The following is a 13,331-nucleotide window of genomic DNA, read 5'->3' as shown; positions in this document are numbered from 1 at the left end:
GAGTCGACGCAGCCCATGCAGCATTCACCGGATACGCAGCATTCATCCGATCCCTCGAGACGCCGAGCGCTTCTCGACCTGATCGACTCCGCGATCGCGCGTTCCCGCAGCGCCGGGCGCAACGATCTCATCGACCGGCTGACGGCCGCCCGCACGAAGGTCTCCGACCCGCGACTGCGGGTGGTCGTCGTCGGCGGACTGAACCAGGGCAAGAGCCGCTTCGTGAACGCACTGCTCGGCCTCGAGGTGTGTTCTGTCGGCGACGACGAGACCACCGCGGTCCCCACGCTCGTGCAGCACGGGCAGGAGCCGTCCGCCGAACTCGTCCCGACCGGCTCGGCGCCGCGCATCGCCGTCCCCTTCGACGACCTGCAGCAGGTCGCGCCGCGCAGTGCCGGCCGGGACGTCGAACGGCTCGAGGTGAGCGTGCCGAGCCCACTGCTCGCCGACGGACTCGTGTTCGTCGACACCCCGGGCGTGGGCGGACACGGAAACCCGCACACCGCAGCCACATTGACCCTCCTCGCCACTGCGGACGCGGTCTTCGTCGTCTCGGACGCGAGCCAGGAGTTCACCGCACCGGAGATGTCGTTCCTGCGACAGGTGCAGACGTTGTGCCCGGCGTCGGCGGTGCTCGTCACCAAGACCGACGTGTATCCGCATTGGCGTGCGATCGTCGACGCCGACCGCGAACACCTGCAACGAGCCGGACTCGACCTGCCGCTGCTGCCCGTCTCGTCTCTGCTGCGCGAGTACGCCCTGCGCACCGAAGACGCCTCGCTGCAGCAGGAATCCGGCTTCGACGCGATCTACGACTTCCTGCGCGACCAGGTGGTCGCGCGCAACGCCGACTCGGCGCGACTGTCGGTCGCACACGACGTGAAGACCGTCGTCGACCATCTCGCACTCGGACGCGAGAGCGAACTCGCCGCCCTGCGCGACCCCGAATCGGGAAACGCCGCGATCGAGGACCTGCACCGGGCGCGTGCTGCGACCGAGGCGTTGCGGACGCGGGCGGCGCGGTGGCAGATCACGCTGTCGGACGGTATCGCCGATCTCGCGGCCGACATCGACCACGACCTGCGCGACCGGTTGCGCACGGTGACCCGCGATGCCGAAGCGTCCGTGGACGACTGCGATCCGGGCAAGGAATGGCCGCGGCTGGGGCAGTGGCTTGCCGAGCAGGTCGCCGAATCCGTCGGCGACAACTTCGTGTGGGCGCACGAACGCGCCGAGATCCTCGCCGGCAGGGTCGCAGAGCACTTCGCGCTCGACGACGCGTCCCTGCCCTCGCTGCATCTCGGCGACCTGTCGAAGCTGCTCGATCCCGTCGAGAACCTGTCCGATCTCGAATCCGGCCGGATCGGTATCGGTCAGAAGGTGCTCGTCGGCATGAAAGGCTCCTACGGTGGCGTGCTGATGTTCGGTCTCGTCACCACCCTGATGGGGATGGCGCTGGTGAACCCGATCTCGGTGGGAGCCGGAGTCGTCCTGGGCACCAAGGCGTATCGCGACGACAAGCAGGTCCGGCTCGCCAAGCGCCGCGCCGACGCGAAGAACGCGATCCGCGCCTTCACCGACGACGTGAGCTTCCAGGTCGGTAAGGAATCGAAGGACCGACTTCGCCTCATCCAGCGTCAGCTGCGCGATCACTTCACCGAGATCGCTGAACAGACACTGCGTTCGCTCGACGAGTCGCTCGAAGCGACCCGTCAGGCCGCGACCGTGCAGGAACAGGAACGCCGCCGTCGGATCGGTGAACTCGACACGCAGGTCGCGGAACTGAGCCGATTGCGCGAGCGCGCCGCGGAACTCGCGGGAGTGTCGGCGTGACCCCGGCTCTCGCGCGCGCCCGGGACCTGCTCGACCGGGCCCGCGCGTCGTACGGCGGGAACCCGGCCGTCGCGGACCGGCTCGACCACTGCGCCGCACGACTCGATCAGCCGTTGCGGGTCGCGCTCGCCGGATCGCTCAAGGCCGGCAAGTCGACTCTGCTCAATGCGCTTGTGGGACAAGATATCGCGCCCACCGACGCGACGGAGTGCACGCGTGTCGTGACGTGGTACCGCAACGGCCCGGTGCCGTCGGTGAACGCCTGGTACGACGGGGACCGCCGCATGCCGGTGCCGGTGCAGCGTCCCGACGGGCGTCTGACCTTCGACCTCGGCGAACTCACCGCCGACCACGTCGACTTCATCGACGTCGAATGGCCGGCCAGCGCGCTGGCACAGACCACCATCATCGACACCCCGGGCACGTCGTCGCTGTCGCAGGACGTGTCGGCGCGGACCCTGGCGCTGCTCACCCCGGAGGAATCGGCCTCCGGGGCCGACGCCGTCGTCTACCTGATGCGTTCGCTCGGTGCCGCCGACGTCGAGTTCCTCGAACGGATCGGCCGGCACGTCGGCGGGGGATCGGGTCCGCTCGGCATCGTCGGGGTGGTGTCGCGTGCCGACGAGGTCGGTGCCGGTCGTGCCGACGCGATGATGTCGGCGAAGCAGGTCGCGGCGAGGTTCACCGACGAACTCGAACGCACCGGACTGTGCCAGGCGGTCGTGCCGGTCGCCGGGTTGCTCGCCCTCGCCGCACGGACCCTGCGGCAGAACGAGTTCGCAGCCTTCGAGGCGCTCGCACAGGTGCCGGCGGAACAACTGCAGGTCGCGATGCTGTCGGCCGACCGTTTCGCACGGCCCGACGTCGACCTGCCCGTCGACCCCGGGATGCGGACGCGTCTCGTCGACCGGTTCGGTCTGTTCGGCATCCGCACCGCGGTGCTGCTCGTGCAGCTCGGCGCGCGCGATTCACCCTCCCTCGCCGCGGAACTCGTCGCGCGCAGCGGGCTCGACGAGCTGCGTCAGGTCATCGACGTGCAGTTCGGTCAGCGTGCCGATCAGCTCAAGACCCATTCGGCGCTGCTGGCGCTCGAGCGGGTGCTGCACGCGTGCGGCGACCACGAGTTGCTGGGAGCCGTGCGGCGCGAACTGGCCGACGACCACGGTTTCGCCGAACTCCGCCTGCTGGGCAGACTGCGGTCGTCGTCGGTGTCGCTGCCCGACGAGGAGGTCCAGGTTCTGCATCGTGTGATCGGTGGGTCCGGGATCGGCGCCACCCGGCGCCTCGGTCTCGCCGACGACGCGTCGCCCGCAGAGATCCGTGCGGCGGCCGTCGATGCGGTGCGGCACTGGCGATCCCGCGCAGAGCATCCGCTGCTCGATCCGTTCACCGCGAAGGCCGCAGCGGTGGCGGCGCGCAGTGCGGAGGGGCTGGTCGCGGGAGCCGGCCGGTAGACGAGTTGTAGCCGGACGATCGGCTTGCACCTCACGTAACGTGAGGTCATAGCGTCGATCGTGCCGGTACACGGAGTGCCGGTGGAAGTGGGTGGACGATGCAGCAGACACGTTCCGGACAGCAATGGAAGGTGGGGCGTCTCGCAGCGGAGACGGGCCTGACCGTGCGGACCCTGCATCACTACGACGACATAGGCCTCGTGCGGCCGTCGGGCCGGACGGCGTCGGGTCACCGGTTGTACGAGGAGCCGGACGTCGAGAGGCTGTACCAGGTGCTGGTGTTGCGTCAGCTCGGGCTGTCGCTGGACGCGATCGCCACGGTCACCGACGGTGACACCTCGCTGTCGGAGATCCTCGATGCGCACCGTGCCTACCTGGACGATCAGCTCGCGGCAACCCGCACGCTGCGCGCCCAGGTCGAGATGCTCTCCCGCACGGTCCGAACGTCGCCGGATGCATCGGTCGCCGACTTCCTTCAGGTGATCCGAGGAGTGATCGAAGTGGACGACGTCTTCGAGAAGTATTTCGACAAGGGACAGATCGCAGACCTCGCGGAACGACGCGCAAGGCTGGGCGACGACGTCATCACGGCGGCGGAGGCGTCGTGGCAGGAGCTCATCCCACGTGTCGACGCTGCACTGAGTGCGGGGATGGATCCGGCTTCTCCCGAGGCCCAGGAGATGGCACGGCAATGGATGGGTCTGCTCGAGCAGTTCCACGGCGGCGACGAGGGCCTACGCGACAGCCTCTACCGCATGCACGAGGACAACGCGCAGCAGATCGAGCAGGAGTTCTGCGGGCCGAGTCGTGAACAGATCGAGTTCATCACGAAGGCGAACGAGGCGCGGGGGATGTGATCCGGCGGATCCCGGCCGCGCTCCGCGTCATTCGAGGCGGCCGGGTACCGGATAGCTGCGCAGCGACAGGCCGATCTGGCCGGAGACGATCAGGTCGTCGATCGTCTGCTGCAGTTTGTGGCAGGTGGGGATCCAGGCGCGGCCCTCCTGGGCGGTGCGGGCCTGCGCGAACTCGGGGCAGACGCTGTCGGCGTCGTCGAGCCACTGGATGCTGGTGTGTGCCTCGCTGTACTTCTCGACGAGGACGCGATTGCTGCAGTGGTTGCAGGTGACGCTTTCCATGATCGGACCTCCTGGGGGCTGTGACAGCGACGCTAGTTGCGGCGCCCGGTCGAGTCTCCCGTTCTCCCACCGAACGGGAGACCATGTTCCGCTCAGTGGACGGAAGACCGCGCGCTGCACCCGCATCTACCTGGGCTGTTAGGCTTCGATCATGCCCGAGACCGAGCCTGTCGCCGATGCTTCCGACGACAGCTACCCGTCGTTGCCCGCCACGAGTTGGGCCGTTCTGGGCATGCTCACCTTCGGTGAGGGACTCACCGGCTACGACCTGAAGAAGTGGGCGGACTGGAGCATCGGCTTCTTCTACTGGAGTCCGTCCGTCAGCCAGATCTACGCCGAACTCAAGAAGCTCGAGGCGGCGGGACTGGCAGAGTCGGAGATGGTGTCCGAGCCGGGGGAGCGTGGCCGCCGGGTCTACCGCATCACCGAACGCGGCACCCGTGCCGTGCGGAACTGGTCGCGGGCGGCGCCCGTCGAGCAGCCGGTCCTCAAGCACGGTCTCATGCTGCGACTGTGGATGGGGCATCTCAACGAGCCCGACGAACTGAAGAAGCTCGTCCGGTCGCACATCGAGAACATGGAGTCCATGCGGGAGCGGGCGAAGCTGCACGGCGATCACGCCAACCGCGAACCGGCATGGGCGTTCTCCCGGATGAGCCTGGTCTGGTCCGAACGCTACTTCCAGGCCGAGATCGATCTGGCGAAGCAGGTCCTGGCCGACATCGACGAGGCGGCCGAGACCTTCTCGTCCGTCCAGGACCGCGACGAACTGGGCAATCCCGTTCCGCAGGTCGCCGGGTCCTGGCGCGACGTGGAGGACTTCGTGCTGGGGCTCGAACGGCGCGAGCGCAGCTGAGTCGGCGCCGCTCAGGCGTACTGCAGGCGGGGCTGTGCCGCCGCTGCGGAGAGGCCCTGGTGGCGCGGCCGCGGCACGACCGGCGCAGTGCGGGGGCGTCCGGTGAGAGATCGGTGGATCGCGTTCGCCGCCATACGGACCGGGGCGGCGTGGCGGTGGTCGAACTTGAGGTGGCTGGTCGGCCCGCAGATGGACAGGGCGGCGACGACATCGCCGACGGGGCCGATCGGGACGGCGATGATGCCGATCCCGCCGGAGATCCGGGCCACCTCGTACGCCACGCCCGTCTCGCGGACCTTGCGCAGTTCGGGGGTGAGATCGGCGAGGTCGTCGGTGCTGTGCGGGGTGTAGGCGAGCAGGGCCTTGCCGATCGCGGAATTGCGTGCGGGATAGCGACTGCCGACGCGGGTGGGCAGCTCGGTGGCGAGCCGGCCACCGACCTTGTCGAGGTAGAGCACGTCGGGTCCGTCGAGTACGCCGAGGTGCACGACGTATCCGGTGGCGCGGTGCAGGTCGTGCAGGATCGGGGCGGCGGCGCTGTGCAGGCGGTTCTGGTGGACGGCGATCGAACCGAGCTCCATCAAACGGGTGCCGAGTTCGTAGTCGCGGCCCTCGCGGCGCAACCACCGCATCTCGACGAGTCGTTCGAGCATCCGATGAGCGGACGAGCGGGGCAGCCCGGTTCGCCTGACGACCTGGGCGAGCGTGAGCCGTCCGGGGCCGTCGAAGGCGTCCAGGACGAGCGAGATCCGTTCGAGAATTGCGGTGGGGGTGGAGTCTGCAGTCGCGGGTGCGGTCACCGATATCTCCCTCGATCAGGGGCGAGAATCGCCACGAAACCCAACTGACGTGGGTCTTTCTATTAGGAATAGTGACATATGCGCGCGGATTTGTGAAGTGGATCACCGAGATTGCATGCCGAAGAGGGGGAACTCGCTGTCCTGGTGGACGGAGTTCCCCCTCTTCGGGGAGCGATCTGCAGTTGGCCGGAAGTGCGGAGCTGCGGTGCTACATGGCGGCGAGCGGCTCGCTGCCGGACCAGTCGTGGCCCCAGTAGCTGTCGGCGGTGATCTCCTCGGACGTGTAGAAGGTCTCGTCCACGAGCTGCCCGTCCGTACCGAACTCGATGTCCCAACCGCCGGGAGCGCGGACGTAGAACGACACCATCTTGTCGTTGGTGTGGCGGCCCAGCGTCGACGACACCGAGAAACCGTCCTTGACGACTCGGTCGAGAGCCTGGCCGACCGCGTCGAGGGTGTCGACCTCGACCATGAGGTGGATCAGCCCCGGGGCGCCACCGTGCGGAGCCGGGATCAGCGCGAGGCTGTGATGGCGCTGGTTGACGCCCAGGAAGCGCAGGCGCATCGGCCCGAACTCCGGCGGTGCCGGCAACCGGAAGGCACCGCGCGGCAGGAAGCCGAGGACCTCGGTGTAGAAGTCGAAGGTGCCGTTGATGTCGGTGACCGGCAGGACGACGTGGCCGAGTCCCTGCGCGCCCGTCACGAACCTCGCCCCGAACGGCGTGACCACCGGGCTGTGGTCGAGCACCGGGCCGTGGAAGACCTCGAGGGTCGCGCCGCTCGGGTCCTGGAAGGTGATGACCTCCTCCACCCGGCGCAGGTCGGCTTCCTCGACCGACAGCGGCTTGACGGCCACCCCGGCCGCCTCGACGGCTGCCTGGACGCGTGCCAGGGCCGCGCGGTCGCGGACCTCCCAGCCGATCGTGACGACCCTGTCGTCCTCGCCCGGCACCACCACGATGCGCGCGCTGCGCTCGTCCATGCGCAGGTACAGCGCGTTCTCCTCCGGCCCGGACCCCTGGGCGAAGCCGAGGACCTCGAAGGCGAACTTCCGCCAGCGCTCCATGTCGTTCGTCTGGATCCTCACGTATCCCAGACCGCGGATGTCGGTGCCGAAACTGCCGACGTCGGGCTTGCTCATACTGTTGTCTCCGTTGTCGATTCGGATGTGTGGAAGGTCAGATCATCGCCCGCAGCGGACCCTGCGGGTCCACGCCGAGGCCGCTCAGCGTCGCCGCGTGGTAGACCGTGCCCGGGACGTGGATCGCGTGGTGCAGACCGGCGTGCGCGTCGCGCCAGAACCGCTGCATCGGCTTGTCCATCCGCAAGGCGTTACCGCCGCACCGGGCGTAGACCTGGTCGACGGCCGTGACGGCCTGCCAGGCGGCGTTCACCTGGGTCTCGCGGCCGAGGGCACGCTGCTCGAAGGTCGGCGTCCTCCCGGAGTCGACGATGTCCCACATGCGATCGACGTTGGCGAGCAACGAATCCCGCGCCGACCGCAGTTTCGCCGTGGCCTCACCGATCGCGAACAGGGTGTAGGGATCGTCCTTGACGGCCGTGCCCTGGGGGTTGATGCGCTCGCGCTGGTACTCGTTGGCGTGGTGCAGCAGGCCCTCGCAGATGCCGATGGTGGCCGAGGTGATCCCGAGCGGGAACATGTTCGACCACGGCATCAGGTACAGCGACTCGGTGCGGCCGTACTTGCGGACGGCGGTGCCGTCGATGACCTCGTCGCAGTCCATGACGCGGTAGTCCGGCACGAACGCGTCCTCGACGACGACGTCCTTCGACCCCGTCCCGCGCAGACCCACGACGTCCCACGAGTCGTCAATGATCCGGTAGTCGGACCGCGGGATGATCACGTGCAGCATGCGCGGCGGCATCTGCACGCTGCCGTCCGGATTGCACGCCATCGCGCCGAGGAACGCCCAGTCGCAGTGGTCGGTACCCGAAGAGAACGACCACCTGCCGGAGAACTTGTAGCCGCCGTCGACCGGCACACACATGCCGCCCGGCATGTACGGCGACGCGAGCCACGTGTCCTGGTCCTCGCCCCAGACCTCCTGCTGGACCCTGGGATCGGCGAACGCGAGCTGCCAGGGATGCACGCCCACGATGCCGTGGACCCAGCCGGCCGAAGGATTGAGCGACGCCATCCGCATGACCGTCTCGGCGAACTCGCGTGGATGCGACTCGAAACCGCCGTGCTCCTTGGGCTGCAGCATGCGGATGGAGCCGGACTCCTTCATGCGCTTGACGGTCGCGTCGGCGACCTTGCCGATTCGTTCGGCCTCGACACCTTCGACGAAGATGTCGTCGGCCGCGGCCTCGATGCCGGCCAGGACTTCGTAGCTCATGATCGTGTTCCTTCTGGTGGGGTGGGGGATGCGACGAGGGGCCTCTAGGGGGTCGCGGTCGAGTCTTCGGCCTGCTTCGCGAGGTTCTCCGCGACCTCCTTCTGCCAGCTCGCGACCGCCCGGGTGGTGTCGATCTCGAACTCGAAGCGCTTGGTCATGTCCTCGGTGATGTCCTCGACATCGACGTAGAACTGCTGGTACCAGCGACGCAGCTGGTAGACCGGGCCGTCCTCCTCGGACAGCAGCGGATTGTCGATGGGTGCCTTGTTCTTCCAGATCTCGACGTCCTGCTCGAAACCGAGCTGCACACCCTCGGCGAACTGTGCGGCCATCCCGGCGGCCATCTCGTCCGACACACCCGGGAGCTTCTTGACGATCGCGCCGTACTGCAGCACGAACTCGTTGTTGCTCACCGGGTAGTGGCAGTTGATGAGCACCGTCTCGATGGTCTGGCCGTTGGCATCGGATTCGAGCCAGTCGATCATGTACGACGGGCCGAAATAGGTCGCTTCCGAACGCAGTTCGGCGTTGGGGTCGTCGTAGTTGGTGCCGCTGATGACGTCCTCGCGACCGGTCGAGTGCATGTACTGCGTGGCGGTGTGGCCCTCGAAGACGTTCTTGAAGTAGCGCGGGAACGAGTAGTGGATGTAGAAGAAGTGCGCCATGTCGACGACGTTGTCGACGATCTCGCGGCAGTGCGAACCCTTGATACGCAGGCTCTTCCAGCTCCAGTCCGTCCACTCGTCGGTGCCGTAGCCGGCGATCTCCGGGATGGTGACGTCCTCCGGCGGCGGATTGCCCTGCGGGTCGTTCCACACGTACAGCTGGCCGTTGCGCTCGAGGGTCGTCCAGGCGCGGGTCTTTGCGATCGGCGGGACACGCCGGGCGTAGGGGATGTCGGTGCACTTGCCCTTGCCGTTCCAGCGCCAGTCGTGGAACGGGCACGCGATCGAGTCGCCCTTGACCTCGCCGCGGCTCAGGTCGCCACCCATGTGCCGGCAGTAGGCGTCGAGGACGTTGAGCTGCCCCTTGCTGTCGGCGAACACGACCAGCTTGGTGCCGAAGGCCTCGATGGAGTGCGGCTTGCCGTCCTGGAAGTCGCGGAGCAGGCCGAGGCAGTGCCAGCCACGGGCGAAGCGGGTGGGAGCGGCCGCGGCCTGGATCTCGCGGATCTCGACGTCGTCGTCCGGTGTGGAGCGTGCGGTGTCGATGGACATGAATTCCTCCGTGCCGTCAGTGGTGGAGAGACTTGTGATGCGCCTCATGGAACTCGTCGGCCACTCGCCGCGTGAAGCGTGTCTCCCGCTGGATGGAACGCGACAAATCGGTGGGGAGGACGCCTCCCGTCACACGGGAGAAGACCTCCCGGATCGGCGTCGCCGGTCGTTAGCGTCGCGGCACATCACGGCGAAAGGAACGTTCATGGCACGGATGACCGGGAAGGTCGCGCTGATCACGGGCGCCGCAGGTGGGCTGGGGCGCGCATGCGCGACGCGGCTGGCGGAGGAGGGTGCCGACATCGTCGCGCTGGATCTGCCGGGTGGTCGCACGGAGGCCGAACTGGACGAAACCGCTCGCCTCGTCCGCGCGACGGGCCGCCGGATCGTCACCGGAACAGCGGACGTCCGCGACTTCGACGCGGTGGTCGCAGCGGTGCGGGCCGGAGTGTCCGAGCTCGGCCCGCTCGACGTCGTCGTCGCGAACGCCGGCATCAGCGACAATCCGGGCCCGTCCTGGGAGATCGACGACGAGATCTGGAACCGGTCGATCGACGTCAACCTCACCGGAACGTGGCACACCGTCAAAGCCGGTGTCGCCGAACTCGATCCCGCCGGTGGTTCGGTGATCATCGTCAGCTCGACCGCCGCGATCAAGGCCGTACCGGGAGCGTCGCACTACTCGGCGGCGAAGCACGCGGTCACGGGTCTGGCCAAGACCCTGGCGAACGAACTCGGACCGCGGGCGATCCGCGTCAACACCGTTCATCCGGGTGCGGCGGCGACACCGATGACGCTCAACCCCGCGACCTTCGCGCGGTTGCGTCCCGATCTCGAGGCGCCCACCGCCGACGACGCCGCGGAGGTGCTGTCGACGAAGACGCTGTTGCGCGTGCCGTGGGTCGAACCGGCCGACGTGAGCAATGCGGTGTTGTTCCTCGCATCCGACGAATCCCGTTACGTCACCGGCCTGCAGATGGTCGTCGACGGCGGCCTGACCCAGAAGGTGGCGTGATGAGCGGACGTCTGGACGGGAAGGTCGCGCTGATCACCGGCGCGGCGCGGGGGATGGGCCGCGCCCAGGCGGTGCGGTTCGCGCAGGAGGGCGCCGACATCGTCGCCGTCGACGTGTGCGCCCCGGTGGACCACGCGACCACCCCCGGCGCGTCACCTGCCGATCTCGCGGAGACCGTGCGACTGGTGGAATCGGTCGGCCGGAAGATCTGTGCCTTCGAGGTGGACGTGCGCGACCAGCCGTCGCTCGACGACGCGGTGGCGCAAGGGGTCGCCGCGCTCGGCCGGCTCGACGTCGTGTGCGCGACGGCGGGCATCAGCTCGTCGGGCCGGGCGACGGAGATGGACTCCGAACGCTGGCAGACCATGCTCGACGTCAACCTCACCGGCGTGTGGCGCACGTGCAAGGCCGCGATCCCGCACATCGTGACCGGTGGTCGCGGAGGTTCGATCGTGCTCGTCAGTTCGATCGCCGGTCTGCGCGGGCTCGTGAGCGTCGGGCACTACACCGCCGCCAAGCACGGTGTGGTGGGGCTGATGAAGTCGCTCGCCAACGAACTCGCCCCGCATCGGGTGCGGGTCAACACGATCCACCCCGCCAACACCCGGACCACGATGGTGGAGAACCCGGCCACGATGCGCACCTTCTGCCCGGGTGTCGAGAACCCGACGCGGGAGCAGTTCGAGGCGGCCCTGCAGTCGATGCACCTGCTCCCCGTGCCGTTGATCGAACCCGAGGACATCGCGAACGCGAGCCTGTTCCTCGCATCCGAGGAGTCCCGCTACATCACCGGTGTCACCCTGCCCGTCGACGCCGGTCACTGCATCAAGTAAGCACTGGGCCGGACCACCACCGGTTGCGCCCGGACGAATTGCTCGACGGGCGCAACCGGTCGGTCCTTTGTCCTACCGTCCGGGGTCGCGGCCCTCGAGGATCGCGAACCCCTTGTACCCGGATTCGGCGACCTCCGTGATGATCTCGCGGTAGACGCCGAAGCCACCGAGGAAGGGCATGAACACGCGGGGCCGCCCCGGGATGTTCGCGCCGAGGTACCAGGAGTTCGCGGAGTTCAGCAGCGACGCCTCGGCCCGGTTGCGGCATTCCTCCACCCAGTCGGCGACGGCCTCCGGCGTGCCCTCGATACCGGCGGCGCCGCGCGCATCGAGATAGGCGATCGCGTCGGCGACCCAGTCGACGTGGAGTTCGGAGTGCAACACCATGTTCGCGAGGACCGACGGACTGCCGGGACCGGTGAGGTTGAAGAAGTTGGGGAAGCCGTCGATGCCGAGTCCGAGATAGGTCTGCGGGCCGGCCGCCCACTTCTCCTTCAGGGTGCGGCCACCGCGGCCGACGATCTCGAGCTTGTCGAGCGAACCGGTCATGGCGTCGAAGCCGGTCGCGAGGACGATCACGTCGAGGTCGTAGTGCGCGCCGGTGGTGACGATGCCGGTCTCGTCCATACCGACGAGCGGCGTGCTGCGCAGGTCGACGAGTTCGACGTTGTCACGGTTGTACGTCTCGTAGTACCCGCTGTCGGTGACGATGCGCTTGGCGCCGATCGCGTGGTCCTTGGGGATCAGCAGCTCGGCGACCGCGGGATCGTCGACGACCGCGCGGATCTTCTCCTCCCAGAACGCACGGGCGGTGTCGTTGGCGGCGGGATCGGTGAGCTGATCGGGGAACGCCTTGGAATAAAGGACGCCGCCGAGCTTCCAGCGTTCCTCGTAGACGGCGCGTCGTTCGTCCTCGGAGACCTCGAGTGCCGACTTCGGGTGCGGCCGGTGCGGAGAGCCGCCGCCGGATTCCCGTGACAGCCGGCGCCGTTCGGCGTAGTTCGCCTTCTGCTCGGCGCGGGTGGCGTCGTCGAGCGGCACGTTGCCGGCGGGGATGCTGTAGTTCGCCGAGCGCTGGAAGACGAACAGCCGCTCGGCCTGCTCGGCGATGATCGGGATCGACTGGATGCCCGACGATCCGGTGCCGATCACGCCGACGCGCTTGCCGGTGAGATCGACGCCGTCGTGGGGCCAGCGGGCCGTGTGGACGATGTCGCCGGTGAAGCGGTCGAGGCCGTCGAATGCCGGGGTGTTCGCGTTCGACAGCGGCCCGGCGGCCACGACGAGGAAGCGGGCCGAGACCTCGTCACCGCGATCGGTGCGCACGGTCCAGCGCAGGGCGTCCTCGTCGAGGACCGCGGAGGTGACGCGGGTGTCGAACCGGATGTCGCGGCGCAGGTCGAAGCGGTCGGCGACGTGCTCGAGATAGGCGAGGATCTCGGGCTGGGTGGCGTACTTCTCGCTCCAGTTCCACTCCTGCTCGAGTTCGGGGGAGAAGGAATAGGAGTAGTCGATCGACTCGACGTCGCAGCGCGCGCCGGGGTAGCGGTTCCAGTACCAGACCCCGCCCACCCCCGACGCGGCCTCGAACGCGCGGACCGTCAGGCCCTGGCTGCGGAATCGGTGGATCGCGTAGAGGCCGGCGATGCCGGCCCCGACCACGACGACGTCGTACGAGGTGGCATCGGGTGCGGTGACGACGGATCGGAAATGCTGTCCGTTCAACTTGGAGTCCTTCCACGAGCGCGAACGGTCCGGTCCCGGAACGGACACGGAGGTTCATGAAGTGGCCTCACGCTAGGGCTGCGGGAACGGGCGGGGCAC

The 13,331-nt window shown here is 68.2% G+C and carries 12 protein-coding genes; 6 read left to right on the top strand and 6 right to left on the bottom strand.

Translation table 11 applies throughout. The features are described from left to right. Window positions 1-15: 15 nt before the first annotated feature. The 3 genes from C6Y44_RS20515 to C6Y44_RS20505 all read left to right on the top strand — a co-directional run bounded on the left by C6Y44_RS20515 (window position 16) and on the right by C6Y44_RS20505 (window position 4,144). Window positions 16-1,833, top strand: a complete 1,818-nt coding sequence (locus C6Y44_RS20515; protein ID WP_159419131.1) for a dynamin family protein — start codon at window positions 16-18, stop codon at window positions 1,831-1,833. Beyond that, window positions 1,830-3,287 (top strand): dynamin family protein, encoded by a 1,458-nt coding sequence (locus C6Y44_RS20510; RefSeq protein WP_159417589.1) that lies wholly within the window; start codon window positions 1,830-1,832, stop codon window positions 3,285-3,287. Before C6Y44_RS20515 ends, C6Y44_RS20510 begins: the two co-directional genes overlap by 4 nt. A 98-nt stretch (window positions 3,288-3,385) precedes the next feature. After that, a complete protein-coding gene (locus tag C6Y44_RS20505) occupies window positions 3,386-4,144 on the top strand; it encodes a MerR family transcriptional regulator (RefSeq protein WP_016695945.1) in 759 nt (252 codons plus the stop codon). Window positions 4,145-4,171: 27 nt separating this feature from the next. On the opposite strand, the gene C6Y44_RS20500 is transcribed toward C6Y44_RS20505, so the two are convergent. Then, window positions 4,172-4,426: a hypothetical protein gene (locus C6Y44_RS20500; RefSeq protein ID WP_159417590.1), complete on the bottom strand. Its 255-nt coding sequence runs from the start codon at window positions 4,424-4,426 to the stop codon at window positions 4,172-4,174. 151 nt (window positions 4,427-4,577) lie between these two features. On the opposite strand from C6Y44_RS20500, the gene C6Y44_RS20495 reads away from it, so the two are divergent. After that, on the top strand, window positions 4,578-5,282 hold the full coding sequence (locus C6Y44_RS20495) for a PadR family transcriptional regulator (RefSeq protein ID WP_159417591.1): 705 nt from the start codon (window positions 4,578-4,580) through the stop codon (window positions 5,280-5,282). 11 nt (window positions 5,283-5,293) lie between these two features. On the opposite strand, the gene C6Y44_RS20490 is transcribed toward C6Y44_RS20495, so the two are convergent. The 4 genes from C6Y44_RS20490 to C6Y44_RS20475 form a co-directional block, all read right to left on the bottom strand. Then, window positions 5,294-6,082: an IclR family transcriptional regulator gene (locus C6Y44_RS20490; RefSeq protein ID WP_088899741.1), complete on the bottom strand. Its 789-nt coding sequence runs from the start codon at window positions 6,080-6,082 to the stop codon at window positions 5,294-5,296. 208 nt (window positions 6,083-6,290) lie between these two features. Next, window positions 6,291-7,223, bottom strand: a complete 933-nt coding sequence (gene bphC, locus C6Y44_RS20485; protein ID WP_088899742.1) for a biphenyl-2,3-diol 1,2-dioxygenase — start codon at window positions 7,221-7,223, stop codon at window positions 6,291-6,293. Between the two features lie 37 nt (window positions 7,224-7,260). Then, window positions 7,261-8,442 carry an acyl-CoA dehydrogenase family protein gene (locus C6Y44_RS20480; protein ID WP_088899743.1) on the bottom strand — a complete coding sequence of 394 codons (1,182 nt, stop codon included), beginning with the start codon at window positions 8,440-8,442 and terminating at the stop codon, window positions 7,261-7,263. 44 nt (window positions 8,443-8,486) lie between these two features. Then, a complete protein-coding gene (locus tag C6Y44_RS20475; protein ID WP_088898848.1) occupies window positions 8,487-9,659 on the bottom strand; it encodes a Rieske 2Fe-2S domain-containing protein in 1,173 nt (390 codons plus the stop codon). Between the two features lie 205 nt (window positions 9,660-9,864). Here C6Y44_RS20475 and C6Y44_RS20470 point away from each other — a divergent pair, with 205 nt between their 5' ends. Both C6Y44_RS20470 and C6Y44_RS20465 read left to right on the top strand, forming a co-directional pair. Further along, a complete protein-coding gene (locus tag C6Y44_RS20470) occupies window positions 9,865-10,674 on the top strand; it encodes a mycofactocin-coupled SDR family oxidoreductase (protein ID WP_174246990.1) in 810 nt (269 codons plus the stop codon). Continuing rightward, window positions 10,674-11,507, top strand: coding sequence for a mycofactocin-coupled SDR family oxidoreductase (locus tag C6Y44_RS20465; RefSeq protein WP_159417592.1), 834 nt, complete (start codon window positions 10,674-10,676; stop codon window positions 11,505-11,507). Before C6Y44_RS20470 ends, C6Y44_RS20465 begins: the two co-directional genes overlap by 1 nt. Window positions 11,508-11,579: 72 nt before the next feature. On the opposite strand, the gene C6Y44_RS20460 is transcribed toward C6Y44_RS20465, so the two are convergent. After that, the gene (locus C6Y44_RS20460) at window positions 11,580-13,232 is read right to left on the bottom strand and encodes a flavin-containing monooxygenase (RefSeq protein ID WP_159417593.1); all 1,653 of its coding nucleotides are present in this window, start codon (window positions 13,230-13,232) and stop codon (window positions 11,580-11,582) included. Window positions 13,233-13,331 lie beyond the last annotated feature (99 nt).

Source organism: Rhodococcus rhodochrous, from assembly GCF_014854695.1.
Classification (GTDB): domain Bacteria; phylum Actinomycetota; class Actinomycetes; order Mycobacteriales; family Mycobacteriaceae; genus Rhodococcus.
The sequence above is the reverse complement of the archived record's forward strand: the minus strand, read 5'-3'. Positions and strand labels throughout refer to the sequence as shown.

Coding starts and splice junctions, on each gene's coding strand:
- C6Y44_RS20515 (WP_159419131.1), top strand. CDS start 16: ATGCAGCATTCACCGGATACGCAGCATTCATCCGATCCCTCGAGACGC.
- C6Y44_RS20505 (WP_016695945.1), top strand. CDS start 3,386: ATGCAGCAGACACGTTCCGGACAGCAATGGAAGGTGGGGCGTCTCGCA.
- C6Y44_RS20500 (WP_159417590.1), bottom strand. CDS start 4,426: ATGGAAAGCGTCACCTGCAACCACTGCAGCAATCGCGTCCTCGTCGAG.
- C6Y44_RS20495 (WP_159417591.1), top strand. CDS start 4,578: ATGCCCGAGACCGAGCCTGTCGCCGATGCTTCCGACGACAGCTACCCG.
- bphC (WP_088899742.1), bottom strand. CDS start 7,223: ATGAGCAAGCCCGACGTCGGCAGTTTCGGCACCGACATCCGCGGTCTG.
- C6Y44_RS20480 (WP_088899743.1), bottom strand. CDS start 8,442: ATGAGCTACGAAGTCCTGGCCGGCATCGAGGCCGCGGCCGACGACATC.
- C6Y44_RS20475 (WP_088898848.1), bottom strand. CDS start 9,659: ATGTCCATCGACACCGCACGCTCCACACCGGACGACGACGTCGAGATC.
- C6Y44_RS20470 (WP_174246990.1), top strand. CDS start 9,865: ATGGCACGGATGACCGGGAAGGTCGCGCTGATCACGGGCGCCGCAGGT.
- C6Y44_RS20465 (WP_159417592.1), top strand. CDS start 10,674: ATGAGCGGACGTCTGGACGGGAAGGTCGCGCTGATCACCGGCGCGGCG.